A 14,318-nucleotide genomic window follows, 5' to 3' on the forward strand; every position below is an offset into this window, starting at 1 on the left:
GCGGCCCACGGACGCCCGTGGGAACCCCGCAGGCCAAGCCGGTCGGCGGGCGTCCGGCGTCGGGCGACTCGGCGTTCGAGCACGATGCCGTGGTCGTTGACCGGACCGGTCCGGCCGCCTCTGCCGACGCAGGCCCGGTGCCGCCCACCTCCACACGGGCGGGGTCGGCGGCCGAGTCCGGACCGAACGCCACCGCCGAGTCGGCGACCGGGGCCCCGGGAACCCGCCCGGCCGATGTGGCGGGAGCCGTGAGACCGCACGGCGACGAGGCCGTCGCCCCGGCGGGAACCGACCGTACGCCGCTCCCCAAGTCGCCGGACCGGCCGACCGCGGGCCCGGGAGCGAAGGCCCTCGACGGCGGTCCGGGCGGGCCGAAGGCCTCGTCGTCCCAGGAACCCCCGTCCCGTACGCCGGACCCACGGACCGGCTCGACCGCGCCGAAGAAGCCGGTGGACGACGGCCCCGCCGTCCCCCCGCAGGCGCGACCCGGGCAACCGAAGGATGGTCCGGCGGCGGATCATGATGGGGCCGTTCACTCGTCCGACGATGTCCACGGGGGGAGCGCCGAGGGCGAGTCGTCGGCGAAGGCGCTGTCGGATCGGGCGCTTGATTCGATGGCAGGGCGCGCGACCGCGAAGGTGGAGGCGCAGGAGGCGAAGGCGGCCGCGGCCAAAGACGCGGCGGCCGAGGCGAACCGTTCGCCGGATGAGGCGCGCCGGTCGGCGGTGCCCAAGAGTCCTGCTCGTTCGGCGAAGGCCAAGGCCTGGCGTGAGGAGAGTTTCCAGCGGGAGCAGAAGGCCGCGGGGGTGGGTGAGCAGGATCTGCGGCAGTTGACGAAGGAGGAGCACGAGCAGCTCGCCGATCTCGAAGGACGCAGGGCCGCCGCCCGGCACCGGGAACAGGCGGCTCTGCGGACCTTGGAGAAGGCCGGGAAGCCGGCACCGAAGTTCGAGTCGGCTTCGGCCGAGTCCACGGGGGCCGGGGACCAGGTTCGCGGCGAAGCCGGAGCCGAGGGCGAGTCGTCCGCGAAGACCCCGTCGGATCGGGCGCTGGACTCGATGACGGGACGCGCGACCGCGAAGGTGGAGGCGGCGGAGGCGAGGGCGGCTGCGGCCAAAGACGCGGCGGACAAGGCGAGCCGTTCTCCGTATCAGGTGCGTCGGGATGAGCGTCAGAGGGAGTTCGACGAGAGGATGAGCTTGGTCTGCCGAGGCGGAGGCTGACGCCTGGTGAGCATGCCGATCTGGGACTTGGGGAGCGTTATCGGGCGGAGCGGAAACCGGCCGCCGAAGCGGCGAAGCCGCCGGTGCCCAAGAAGCCCGTTCGTTCGGCGGAGGCCGAGGTCTCGCGCGAGCAGAGGTTCGAGCGGGAGCAGCAGGCCGCAGGTGCGGGTGAGCAGGATCTGCGGCAGTTGACCTCGGAAGAGCACCAGAAGCTGGCCGCTCTCGAACAGCGCATGAAGACCGCTCGGGCAGAGGAGAAGACGGCCCGGCAGAAGCTGCGGAAGGACGGAAAACCGCCGCAGGAGGCCGAGCACGCCACCGGCGAATCCGCGCGTTCCGACGCCGGTGAGGGACCTCGGCAGACCCACGCCGACGACGGCTCGTCCGTGGTCCCGGCCGATCGGGCGTTCGACTCGATGGTGAGACGTGCGACCGCGAAGGTGGAGGCGCAGGAGGCCAAGGCGGCTGCGGCGAAAGACGCGGCGGACAAGGCGAGCCGTTCTCCGTATCAGGTGCGTCGGGATGAGCGTCAGAGGGAGTTCGACGAGAGCAGGATGAGCTTGGTCTGCCGCGTCGGAGGCTGACGCCTGGTGAGCATGCGGATCTGGGGCTCGAAGCGCGTTATCGGGCGGAGCAGAAACCGGCCGCCAAAGCGGCGAAATCCCTGGTCCCCAAGAGGCCCGTTCGTTCGGCGGAGGCCGAGGAGAAGGTCAAGGCCTGGCGCCAGGAGAGGTACCGGCAAAAGCAGGAAGCCGCCGGCGCGAAAGCCGACGAACTGCAGCAACTGACGTCGAAGCAGCACGAGGAGCTCGCAGATCTCGAAGGGCGCAGGGAGGCCGCCCGGGCTCGTGAGAAGACGGCCCGGGCGACGGTCGAGCAGGCCGAGGCCACGACCGAGGAGCGTCCGGCGGCCGATGACGGCCCCGTACGGAACGGCGGCTCCGACGACCGGGTTCTCGGCGACAATTCGGATGGCGCCGAGTCCTCCGCGAAGACGCCTGCGGAGCGGGCATTCGACGACATGCGGCAGCGCGCGGCCGCGAAGGTGGAGGCGGAGGAGGCCCGGGCGACCGAATGGGAGAACAAGGCCGCTCAGGCGAAAAAGGCCGCGGCCGACGCGGAGCTGCAGAAGACGCCGCGTGGGCGACGCCAGAAGGAGTTCGACGAGAAGCAGGATGAGCTTGGTCTGCCGAGGCGGAGGCTGACGCCTGGTGAGCATGCGGATCTGGGGCTTGAAGAGCGTTATCGGGCGGAGCAGAAAACGGCCGCCGAAGCGGCGAAGTCCCCGGTCCCCAAGAGGCCCGTTCGCTCGGCGGAGGCCGAGGAGAAGGCCAAGGCCCGGCGCGAGGAGGGTTTCCAGCGGGAGCAGCAGGCCGCGGGGGTGGGTGAGCAGGATCTGCGCCAGTTGACGCCCGGGGAGCACGAGAAGCTCGCCGATCTCGAACAGCAGCGGGACACCGCTCGGGCTGAGGAGAAGGCGGCCCTGCAGTCCCTGGAGAAAGCCGGAAAGCCGGCCCTGCAGTCCCTGGAGAAAGCCGGAAAGCCGGCGCCGAGATCCGAGTCCGCCCCCGGTGAACCGGCGCGGGCCGAGGACCAGGCCACGATCGACGCCGACTCGTCCATGGCTCCGGCCGATCGGGCGTTCGACTCGATGGTGAAACGTGCGACCGCGAAGGTGGAGGCGCAGAAGGCGAAGGCGGCCGAGGCCAAAGACGCGGCGGCCAAGGCGAACCGCTCGCCGCACGAGATGCGCCGGGACCAACGCCAGGAACAGTTCGACAAGGAGCAGCGGGAGTACGGCCTGCCGACGCGGAGGCTGACCCCGAAGGAACACCTGGACCGGGCGATCCAGGAGGCGCATGCCAGGGAGAACGGCAAGCCCACGGCTTCGCGTGCCAAGGCCGAACAAGACCAGCGGACCGAGGGCGCCAAGAGTCCGGCCGGCGCGCCGAAGCCCGGTCCACGAGACCGCAACGCCCGGACCAGGGAGCACGCCGACAAGTTCGACCGGAACAAGAGCGAGGACGGCGTCTCAACGGAGACGACGGGTGCCTCTTCGTCGGCCAAGCCCTCGGATCAGCCTTCGCCGAACCCCACGCGGCAGCTTTTCCGTATCAACCTGAAGACCGGCGAACTGCATCTGGTGAAGGTCGTTCGTGGTGACCGGCCGGGCGGGAGTGGTCCGGCGGGAGAGGGCCGTGCGGACGCGGGTGGGGCGAAGGCGTCCGACCAGTACGAGTACCGCGAGGTCGACCCGAGCGCGCGTACCGTCTTCAAGACGCATCTGGGCCCGGACGAGGTCGTCGTGAGCGCCAAGCCCACGGGCGGGCAGGAGCACTCCGCGTTCGCGTACAGACAGGGGCAGCGGATCCCCATCGGTGACCCGGCCGAACGCATGGCCGTCTACGACCACGCCACGGGCACCTGGGACGTGGCCGGCGTCAGCCGCAAGCCGAGCGAGGCCACCTCCGAGCGCGGCCACCAGGTCTCCGGTCCCCGGGATCGGGCACCCGCGCCGCCCAGGGACGACGTCAAGCCCGTCCAGGCACTGCGGCGCGACGGCGACGGCAACATCGACCTGCTGACCTACGAACGTCCCCCGGAGAACGTGCGGCTGCCGGGCGGAGGCAAGAACGACGGCTTCGAGTACCACGGCCTGGATGAGGACGGCCCGGACGGCTGGCACTACGGGACCCCGCTCGGAAGTCCCAAGGTCGAACGGCTCGTGACCGCGCCCAAGGCGAATCGGGTCGACGGCGGGCCGGTCGCGGACGGGGCGTCGAACGTGATCGTCCGCGACCCGAAGACCGGCCTGTACCAGACGCTCACCGAGGTGTCCTCCGGCGCCAAGACCGGGCCGATGGGCCCGGGGAAGAGTTACTACCGTTTCAAGGACGACGGCACTCCGGAGCGCGTGGAGTTCAAGGGCGACGACGAACTCGACGTCGTCAAGGTGCACGCCGACGGGACGGTCGCCCGTACGAAGTGGGCTCCGTCCGGCAAGGGCAACGCCGCACCGGTCCTGGACAAGGACGGCTCGCTCACCTCGGCCTCCCCGCGGAGGCTCTCGATCGACGAACTGCGCTACGACAAGGTCGGCGGTCAGATCATCCGGACCGAGGACACGCACTCACGCGGCCCCGGCGGTGGCTCCGATGACGGCCCTGGCGGCGGCAAGGGTTTCGGTACCCGAACGAAGTCCACCGGCAGCAAGACCGAGAACATCGTCGAGACCTACACCGAGGAGCATCCGCACACCGCTGCCAAGGCCGCCGAGGAGGGCGGGGACCGGCCCGCTGCCGACGAGGAGAAGGCGCCCGGTAAGGACCGCTTCCCCGGCGAAGGCAGGGCCCCCGGCGAGTCGTCCGCCCGCCCGGACGGCAACGCACGCGCGAACGGATTCGAGAAGCTGATCGGCCGCCCGAGCGAGGGCTCCGGCGAGGGGGCCGGTGGCGGCGCCCAGCGGGTTCGTGGTGGTGATGGTTCGGGTACGGCGACCGAACATCCCGACGCGCCCGCCACGGATCATCCCGTCGGCGTGCCGGGCGAGGTGAAGGACCAACCGGCGGCCGACCACGACGCCGCTCCTTCGTCCGGCGACGTCCGGGCGCGCACCGATGCCGGTGCGGGCGCGGGAGCCAAGGACGAACGCCCGGCGCACGAAGTACGCCGGGACCGGCGCCAGGAACAGTTCGACAACGAGCAGGACAAGCGTGGCCTGCCCCGGCGGAAGCTGACGCCGAAGGAGCACCTGGACCGTGCGATCGAGGAGGCGCACGACCACGAGAGGGCGAACGCCGCGGGGAACGGCAAGCCCGCAGCGCCCAAGAAGTCCGCGCGCACGGGGGAACGACAGCGCCAGGCCGCGAGCCACCGCCAGGAGACGTTCGCACGCGAACAGCGGGCCGCGGGCGTCAGGGAGGAGGACCTGCGGCAACTGACACAGGAAGAGCATGAGAGGCTCGCCGACCTCGAACGGCGCATGGACACCGCTCGGGCCGAGGAGAAGGCGGCCCTCCAGGCCGTGAAGAAGGCCGAACCGAGGACCGAGCCCGACGCCGACGGAGAGGAGTCGTCGAAGACCGCCGACACGACGAGCACGGAGACGCCGCCCGCCGCACCGGTGCGTGAGCCGGTGGGGCAGCAGGTTCTGGACGACGCCGGGCAGACGCTGACCCTGGTGGGCCGCGTCGACGATGCGGTCGCCCAGGAGCTGCGAGCCGACGGTCGGATCCTGGCCGAGCATTTCGCCGGGCTTCCCGGAGCGACGGAGCTGTCGCCGGTGGAGGAGGCCAACGTCGGTGAGCTCTTCGGTGCCGAGCTGGCGTGGGGCGGGTTCGAGGGGGCGGTACGGTTCGGCGAGCGCCTGTTCGGGGTGGATCCCGGGTCGCTGCCGTCCGAGGAGACGCTCGATGGTGTTGGTCGGCGCGCGATGCTGGATCCCCGGCGTGCCGACGCGGTGCTGTCGTTGCGGCTGGGCTCTGATCGATACCGGGAGGCCGCGCTGCGGCTCCTCAACGAGGCCGCCACGTCTCCGGAGGCCGTGTCACCGGACCAGGTCAAGGTGGTGGCCGCGAGGATCGCGCAGAACTCGATCAGCGATGTGGTCGCCGAGGCCGGCCGGTCACTCGCCGCCGACCTCCTCAACGGGACGAGGCGGCCGCTCCCGTACGAGCCGCGCGGCCTCGAAGCGGCGGGCCAACCGCTTCGCGAGCCCGAACCCGCGCTCCGCCAGGCACTGGCGACCGTGCAGACCCTGTCGCCGGACGCCTCGGCGCGGGTCTGGGCCGAGGCCGGGGCGATCGTTCGGGAGACGGCCGCGGCCCCCGAGCACGGGCTGATGGCGTACTTGCAGGAGTCCTTCCGGCCCCGCCTTCTCGTCGCCGCCGAGCTCGCCGACGGCGGACCTGACGCCGCGCGAGCGCTCGCCCGTACGCTCGCGACGGCGGACGGGACCGGCGGCGACGATGCCGGACCGAGCGCGCACGGGCCGGTCCCCGACCCGGCCACGATGCTCCTGGTCCAGGGCGTCGTGTGGCGCACCCGGACCGCGCTGCGGGCACTCGGCGAGGAGCCGGGTCTCCTCGCGTCGCTGACCGGGCAGGCCGACGACGTCCTGGAGCAGTTGGGCCTCCCACCGGGGCACGTCCTCGACGCGACGGGATTCCTCGCCGGGGGCGAGACCGGCGATGGCCGGTCCCTCTCCCAGGCCGTCGACGACCTCGCGCACGCCCTCACCCGCCGGGCCGACGCGGGACCCGCCCCCCTGCCCGCGACGCCGAGGACGCCGAGCGAGCAGGACGGCTCGACCCACGTCGAGGAGGGCGCCGAGTCTCTGGTGACCGGCCGATCCGCGGGCGTGCCCGCCGATGAGCTGGACTGGCGGGACTCGACGTTCAGTGCGGGCCCTTACTGTGTGCAGGCGGCGCTCGTCCGTCGAGAAAGAAACCAGTGAACGCCGACTGAACCCGTGTCCGTGGCCGCCGTCGTCAGGGGAAGTGCCCGTTCAGCCCTTTTCCATCCCGTATGTCTACGCTGACCGATCGGTACGAAGTTAACTGCTGCTTCGGCGCGTGGGCGAGGAGGGGGAAGGGCCCGGCTCGGCGGACCGTGGGCGAGACCATACTTTCACCATGACTTCTTAACGACTCCCTGACATTTCACTGGTGGGCTCCTTCGCATGACGAGCCGAAATCGGTGCATCGCCCGGAGTGACGGCACCGGCGCGTGCCGGTGGGAACTCCGAGCCACGGATTGCCGACACCTGCCGTCGTCGGGTAAGGATGGAAAGCTCGTAGATCATTACCGGCGAGGGCGCACGTGGGATTGGCACTCCCGTGCAAGACAATGGCTTGGTCTTTCTAGCTTCACCCTCGATCGATCTCCGTAAGATCATCCGTGGTCTACTTACAGCATTGATCGGCCACTGGCTGCGATCGCTGTCGAGCCGAGCGATAGAAGTGCTGTTGCGGTGGATGTAAGGTCCACGGCCTCATAGGTCACTCAATCGTCATCACCATGGATAGGTCCCCTGAGCCCGACTGCCGTTTCGACGTGATCCGACGCTTGCGGTCGGGGTGGCGCTCGCTGACTTGGCGTACGAAAGCCAGGCGGTCGAGATAGAAAGGAATCTGCCCGAGGTGGTTACCTGGCATATCGAAATACCGCGGGATATGCCGCTGCGCGATGAACTACTTCAGCGTCTGTGGCGAAAAGGATCCGCGCATATGGGGCTGCCGGCCGTCTCGCCGGAGCTGACCGTGTCCGTCGCGGCGGACTACCGGGAGCAGGTGGCCTGGCAGAGCCTCGATGACATGCTGATCGTCAAAAGGGTCAGCGGTGCGCACGGCGTGCACTTCTCCCGTCCTTCGCTCGACGGCGGCTGGGCCGATTTCATGGTCGTATTCCAGGTGACCGCGGGCTCGGTCCGTATCGCCGACGCGGAAAACGACATGGTGATCGGCCCGGGAGTGCTCTGCATTCGGGACTTCGGCAACGGCTGGAGATACTCGTCGGACGGAGAGACGGCCTCGCGTATTTTGATCTTTCCCAAGCAGTCGCTGTCCGAGGTGTCCTACGAACGGCTCATCCCCTTCGTGGCAGTGGGGTCGTCCTCGCCGGAGGCCCGCCTGCTGCTCGCCCAGCTCGACGCGCTCGGCGAGACGGCCGGCACGTTGACCTGCAAGGCCGCCAAGAGAGCCCGGAACGCCACTCTTCACCTCATCAGAGGGATTCTCGACGCCGAACTCTCGTCAGAGGTGAGCTCCTCGCAGATGCGCAGCCGTGCCGAACGGTACATCGACCGCCATCTCCGCGACCCGGCCCTGGATCCCAACACGATCGCCAAGGGCCTGGGCGTATCGCTGCGTACCCTTCACCGGACCTTCGCCGAATCGGATGAGTCCGTGATGGCCTACGTGCGCCGGCGGAGACTGGACCATGCCCGGATCGAGATGGCGACCCAGGATTCCTCGGTCACCATCACCTATCTCGCCGCGCGATGGCAGTTCGCCGACGCGGCCCACTTCTCGCGGGCGTTCCGGCAGCGCTTCGGCCTCACGCCGACGCAGTACCGGAAGATGGACCGGAACACCCGCCTTCGTGCGCAGGGCCTGGACGTGATCTAGCACGACGAAACGCCGGTCCACCCGACGGGGATGGACCGGCGTCCGAAGCGGGACCGGTCTACTCGACGAAGATGTCCACCGGAGGGCGCATCTCCGCGCAGACGCGGAGGATGTCGTGGATGACGTGGTCCTCGAACGCCGTGAACGGCGCAAGGTCGATGGCCGCCGCGCCCTGGTCCATCGCCGGATAGGCCAGCTGAGTGAGCAGGTAGTCGAACCGCGAGGCCCACTTGCGGGCGCCGAGGCGCGCGGTGGTCGAGCAGTTGTCCACCAGGTACGCGATGCCACGGGCGTGCATGTAGGGGTTGAGGGAGTCCACGGCCTCGATGACCGACTCGTTCGCGATCTCCGAGTACGGGTGTCCCTTGGCCAGGAAGGTGTCCACCTGGGCCATCAGGACACCGCAGTAGATGCCGGCGGTGAAGGGGCTCAGCGGGATCTCGCTCTCCGCCCGGTTCCCGCGCACCTTCTGGCCGACCTGCCACATCGTGGACTGGTCGATCTTGCCCATCGGGAAGCGGCCGAGGCGCTTGCCGGCCAGCACGACGCTGCGGATCTCGTTGCCGGACTCCACCTCGTCGTAGATCTCGTGGGTCAGCTCGAGGCCGACCGGGTAGGCCGCCGCGTACGCCTGGGCGAAGACGGACCGGTCGTCCTCGCTCAACCTTTCATAAAGGCCCCGGAGACCGTCCCTGGAGATGATTTTGGAGATCGGGCCGGTGACCGACTCGGCCGAGAGCCGGAACGCCTCCTCGTCCCTCATCCCGTTCTCGCGGTAGCGGCGGAAGAGACTCTCCACCACCCCGTGCACTCCGGCCGCCAGGATCGCCCGCTCGCCGGTCAGGTCCGACAGGTACTCCGAGCGGAGCGTGGTCTGGAACGTGTAGGGCGCGCCGAGCGCGACGGACCAGGCCAGGGCGCGGTCGACGGCGTGGCCGGTGACGTCCTGGTGGACCGCGAAGCTGGCGTTGATGCCCGCACCGTTCACCTCGGCGCCCTGCAGGTACAGCGCGCGCACCGAGGCTCCCATGCCCTTTGGGCAGACGCCCACGACGTCGACCTCGGCGGGGAACGTCTCGTTCCGGTCCGCGAGGTAGCCGAGAAGGAAGCCGTGGGACAGGCCGAGTGTGGTGCCCGGCCGCAGGGTGGCGAAGATCTTCTCGTGCAGGTCGGTCTGCGCGGCGTCGGAGATCAGCAACAGGACCATGTCCGACGCGGCGATGACCTCGAACATCTCGCCGAGCGTGCCGTCCTCCTCGCGGAAGCCGGCCGCACGCGCCGCCTCGAACGACCGCGACCCCGACCGCAGGCCCACCGCCACCTTGACCGTGCCGTTCAGCGAGTCGCGGAGGTTCTGCGCCTGCGCGGACCCCTGCGGGCCCCACCCGATGACGCCGATCTGGCCGACGCCCGCCAGGGCGTGGGGGAGCCGGTCGAAGAGGTGCCGGCCGCCGCGGACGATGGCCTCCCGGCGTCCGCCGAGCTCGATGTACTCCTTTTCGAAGACGGTGGTCTCGAAATCCAAATTGTCTTCTTGCATTTTCTTCTCTCATGATGAGGGGAACGAAGCAATTCTTCCAGTGGACATCGGCGGCGGGCGAGAACGTCCCTGCCGCCGAAGCGGTAGGACGGCGCCAGTGATCCGGCCGCCGGACGTGCACGTTCAACGATCTGGCGCAGGTGTCCAAGACGTCGCGGCGCGCCGACTGGAACGATCAAGTTCGCCTTTATGCGACGAACCCGGCGAGGCCGTTTCCTGCCGCGGGTTCCGGCTTGCCCGGTGACATCACGAAGAAAGGTGGACGCCATGGCCGTGAATGGCGGCACGACGACCGTGGGAGGCGTGACCTACAAGGTCACGCCCGAATATCTCTCCACTGCCGCGACGAGTACCGACAACACCGCGACGGAGATCGCCGGCGTCCTGGCGCAGATCAGGTCTTACGTCGTCGGCCTGGAAGCGTCGTGGCAGGGCGTGGCGTACAACACCTTCCAGACGCTGATGGCCGAGTACGACATCTACGCCAAGATGCTCCACGACAGCCTGACGGACATCGCCTCCGGCCTGCGCGGCAACTACGTGAACTACACCGACTCCGAGCAGACGAACATCACCAACCTGCGGTCGCTCGACACGTCCCTGCCCGCCGGAGGCCGCACGATCGGCGGGGCGAACCTCACCTAGTCAACGAGAGGACGTTTTCTCATGGCGGACATCGACGGCACGCCGATCTACGTCGGCAGCGGTCTCGAGGGCGCCGGAGCGTGGCTGAACACCCAGGCCACGACCTGCTCCGACGATCTGTCGCGACTGAAGGCGCAGCTCGCGCCCCTGGCGGACGCCTGGACCGCGAGCAAGGCGGCCGACTACTACCAGGGCCTCCAGCAGGAGTGGAACATCGCCGCCGAGGGCCTGTTCGGCCCGGACGGCGTGCTCGGGCGGATCGCCCAGACGATGCACGTCAACTGGGGCAACTACTCCGACGCCGAGTGGTCCAACATCCAGACCTGGCAGCACTGAGCCGGCCCGTACCTCCCGCCAGGACCGATGCGAGGAATCCGAAGTGGACGATGAACGGTGCCGGATCACGGTGGTCGGCAGGCGGCGGCGTGTCGATCTGGCCGTGCCGGCCCATGCTCCGATCGCCGAGTACGTGCCCGAACTGACACGGCTGTGCGGCCAGGAGACCGATGAGACCTTCCCGGCGTCCTGGTCGCTCGCGCTGCCGGGCGCCAGACCGTTCCCCCTCGGCGTTTCGCTGCTGGAGGCCCAAGTCGCGGACGGCGCGACGCTCTACCTGCGCGACGCCGTCGAGGGCGAGACGGAGGAGCCGGTCGTCACCGACCTGGAGGACCTGGCCGAAGAGGTGCGCGGCGGATGGGACCGGTGGAACACACGTCATCGCGTGTTCACGACCGTCGGCATCGGCCTGGCCGTGATGGTCGGTGCGGTCGCGCTGCCGGCGCTCACCGGGCCGCGCGGTCCGGTGACGGCCTTCATCGCCATCATCGCCGGATCCGTCGTGGCGTTGCTCGGCGGATCGGCGGCCCGCCGCGACTGGGCGATGCCCGGACCTCTCCGGGCCGGGGTCGCGATGGCCGCGTGTCCGCTCTTCGCCTTCGCCGGCTACGTGATTCCCGCGTCGACGAGCGCGGCGGCAGCCGGGACCGTGGCCGGGGCCGTCATCGGCGCCCTCGCGGCCGCCCTCGCGGTGCCGGACGTGAGCACTCTGCTGGCGGCGCTGCTCGCGGCGATCGCGTTGCCCGTCGCGATCCTCCTCGCCGTGCTGCACGCGTCCTACGCCGAGTGCGCGGCGGTCACGGGCGTGGTCGCACTCATCATGTTGAGCGCCGCACCCGCCGTCGCCGGGCGCCTGGCCGCCCTGGCTCCCGCGCAGGGGAGGAAGAACACGCCGGCCGAGCCGGCGACGGAGATCGCGACGGTCATGGGGCGTGGCCGTGGCGCTCTGATCGCTCTCGTACTGACTCTGTCTCTGGCGGTCGTCGGCTGCCTCCTGGTCCTGGGCGACTCGGGCAACCTGTTCGCCGTCGCGCTGGCCCTGTGCGTCAGCCTCGGCCTGCTGGCGCAGGCCGGAGAGAGCGAGGTGCCCGTGACCGTCATGTCCCGTCTCGTTGCTGGATTCGCCGGTGTGACCACTGTCGCGCTCAGGGCGCCCGTTCACCTGCTCCACCTGCGCTCGACATCCGTCGCCCTGCTGGTGTGCGCCGTCGGCGCCGCGGTCTTCGCCGTCGGCTGCGCTCTGGCGAGCAGAACGACCGTGACGGAGGTTCCGGAAGAACGGCCGTCCTGGCTGGGGACGGCGGGCATCGCCCTGGTCGCCCTCTCCGTGCCGCTCGCGGTGGGCGTCTTCGGGGTGTTCGGCGACCTGGCGCACCTCGGCGGACGAATCTGACGTGAAACCGGCCTGGCAGCGTGTCTCGTCGAACGCCTGGGGCGCTCACCGTACGATCGGCGCCGCCGTGCGCGCGGCCGAGGACGGCGCGACGGTGTCGGTGCAGCCGGGGGTCTACCAGGAGTCGGTGGTCCTCGACCGGGACGTGACGATCGTCGCGGCCAAGGGCCCGGGCACGGTGCGCATCGTGGCCCCGCAGCGGTCCGCGCTCATGCTGCACGGGTGCGCCGCGACCATCCAGGACATCACGGTCGAGGGGGCCTCCCCGAAGGAGGCCGCCGTCCTGGTCAAGGGCGGCTCACCGGTACTGGAGCGGTGTGAGATCGGCCGCGGCCGCATCGAGATCACGTCGGACGCCGGGTGCACGCTGCGTGGATGCGAGATCAGCGACGCCGTGTACGCCGGGATCTACCTGACCGGTACGAGCCGGACCGTGATCGAGGACTGCGTCATCCGTTCGGTGGACGGCGACGGCGTACGGCTGGACGACTCGGCGCACGTCGACTGCGCCCGTACCACGGTGGACGACGCGCGGGGCAGCGGTCTGCACGTCGCCGGCACCGGAGGCGGTGTGTTCGACGACTGTGAGATCGGCCGGACCGGTGACGCCGCCGTCCTGGTCGAGGGGCTCGCACATCCGCGTTTTCGCCGGTGCCGGCTGCGTGACACCAGCGCCGAGGGAGTGCGGATCGAGGGCTCGGCACGGTGGTCCGGCGACCGCGAGAACGAGACGACCGGTGAGGACGGGCCCGCCGGCGCCGACGCCGGGCGGGAGGAGCGCCGGGTCCGCCTGGAGCAGTGCGAGATCACCCGTACCGGCGACGGGGTGTCGGCCCGCGGCGACTCCGGCGTCCTGCTGAAGGACTGTCACGTCCGCGAGGCCAAGGGCACCGGTGTGCTCGTCTCGGGGAACTGCCGTATGGACATCGAGGACGTCCGCCTCGTCGACGGGACCGGAACGGCACTGGTCCTCGCGGACTCGGCGGACGTCCACGCCCGGCGTACGGTGCTGACCCGCACGGCCGCCAACGGGGTGCACTGCAGCGGCGCCGCCACCCTGTCCCTGACCGACTGTGAGGTGTCCCGTACGGCGTTCACCGCCGTCCACCTCGACGGCGGCGCACAGGCCACACTGCGCGACTGCCGCGTGTCCGAGACGCCCGAGCACGGTCTGCGCGTGCGCCGGCAGGCCGGGCTGCGCGCCGAACGTGTGACCGTGGAGCACGTCCGGATGGCCGCGCTCAGCGTCGAGGGCGGAGACGCCCTGCTGCGCGGCTGCCAGGTCAGCGACGTCGAGGCCGGCGCCAAGATCACCACAACGCACCGGCCGCTCCTCGACGACTGCGCGTTCACCGCCGTCACCCGTACCGCCATCGAGGTCGGAGCCGACACCGGGGTCCTGATCTCCGGAGGCCGCATCGAGAGGACCGGTTCGGCCGGGATCTTCCTGGACGAGCGCAGCGAGGCGTGGATCGAGGGCATGCGGATCACCGACACCGCGGGAAGCGGCCTGATCGTGTGGGCCGGTGCCCGGCCGCGTGTCCGCGACGTCACGGTCGCGCGTACGGGCAAGAACGGCCTGTACGCCGGCCAGGGGAGCGCCGGGGTGTTCGAGGACTGCGACATCGCCGAGACGGGCTTCCCCGCGATCTACGTGGGGGAGGAGGCGACGCCGGCCCTGCGGCGCTGCGTGGTCCGCGACACCGGCGAGGACCTCACGCTCGCCGACGGCGCGGCGCCGGTGTTCGAGGACTGCTGGACCAGCGGAGTGACCACCGGGTCGATGCCGCAGGCGGAGAGTGCGCCGAAGCGGGCGGCCGGGGACTCCGAGGCCGAAGCCTCGGACGAGGACGCGCGGGAGAGCTTGGAGGACCTGCTGGCCGAGCTGGACCGTCTCGTCGGGCTGGACCGGGTCAAGCAGGAGGTCAGCTCGCTCGCACAGCTGATGCGGACGGTCCAGCGGCGCGAGGAGCTCGGCCTGTCTCCGCCGCCGTTGTCGCGGCATTTGGTGTTCGCGGGGAATCCGGGTACGGGCAAGACGACGGTGGCCCGGT

General features: G+C 70.3%; 8 protein-coding genes and 1 pseudogene. 8 read left to right on the top strand and 1 reads right to left on the bottom strand.

From position 1 onward, the window contains the following. The 4 genes and pseudogenes from ACFFNX_RS27180 to ACFFNX_RS27195 form a co-directional block, all read left to right on the top strand. Window positions 1-1,223, top strand: a pseudogene (locus ACFFNX_RS27180) (hypothetical protein); the annotation flags it as partial. Between the two features lie 83 nt (window positions 1,224-1,306). Continuing rightward, window positions 1,307-1,807 carry a hypothetical protein gene (locus ACFFNX_RS27185; protein WP_378208184.1) on the top strand — a complete coding sequence of 167 codons (501 nt, stop codon included), beginning with the start codon at window positions 1,307-1,309 and terminating at the stop codon, window positions 1,805-1,807. Window positions 1,808-2,244: 437 nt separating this feature from the next. Then, the gene (locus ACFFNX_RS27190; RefSeq protein ID WP_378208187.1) at window positions 2,245-6,678 is read left to right on the top strand and encodes a hypothetical protein; all 4,434 of its coding nucleotides are present in this window, start codon (window positions 2,245-2,247) and stop codon (window positions 6,676-6,678) included. Window positions 6,679-7,300: 622 nt separating this feature from the next. Next, complete coding sequence (locus ACFFNX_RS27195) at window positions 7,301-8,350, top strand: helix-turn-helix domain-containing protein (protein WP_378208190.1); 1,050 nt, start codon at window positions 7,301-7,303, stop codon at window positions 8,348-8,350. 58 nt (window positions 8,351-8,408) lie between these two features. Here ACFFNX_RS27195 and ACFFNX_RS27200 read toward each other — a convergent pair whose 3' ends face one another. After that, window positions 8,409-9,875 (bottom strand): hypothetical protein, encoded by a 1,467-nt coding sequence (locus ACFFNX_RS27200; RefSeq protein ID WP_378208193.1) that lies wholly within the window; start codon window positions 9,873-9,875, stop codon window positions 8,409-8,411. Window positions 9,876-10,157: 282 nt separating this feature from the next. Here ACFFNX_RS27200 and ACFFNX_RS27205 point away from each other — a divergent pair, with 282 nt between their 5' ends. The 4 genes from ACFFNX_RS27205 to ACFFNX_RS27220 all read left to right on the top strand — a co-directional run. Then, on the top strand, window positions 10,158-10,535 hold the full coding sequence (locus ACFFNX_RS27205) for a WXG100 family type VII secretion target (protein ID WP_378208195.1): 378 nt from the start codon (window positions 10,158-10,160) through the stop codon (window positions 10,533-10,535). A 21-nt stretch (window positions 10,536-10,556) separates the two neighbouring features. Further along, window positions 10,557-10,871 carry a WXG100 family type VII secretion target gene (locus ACFFNX_RS27210; RefSeq protein WP_378208198.1) on the top strand — a complete coding sequence of 105 codons (315 nt, stop codon included), beginning with the start codon at window positions 10,557-10,559 and terminating at the stop codon, window positions 10,869-10,871. A 43-nt stretch (window positions 10,872-10,914) separates the two neighbouring features. Beyond that, a complete protein-coding gene (eccD, locus tag ACFFNX_RS27215; protein ID WP_378208201.1) occupies window positions 10,915-12,264 on the top strand; it encodes a type VII secretion integral membrane protein EccD in 1,350 nt (449 codons plus the stop codon). A 1-nt stretch (window position 12,265) separates the two neighbouring features. Next, window positions 12,266-14,318 (top strand): right-handed parallel beta-helix repeat-containing protein (locus ACFFNX_RS27220; protein ID WP_378208204.1); only part of this gene is annotated, 2,053 nt, incomplete at its 3' end.

The organism is Actinoallomurus acaciae, assembly GCF_042429965.1.
In the GTDB taxonomy this organism is placed as follows: Bacteria; Actinomycetota; Actinomycetes; order Streptosporangiales; family Streptosporangiaceae; genus Actinoallomurus; species Actinoallomurus acaciae.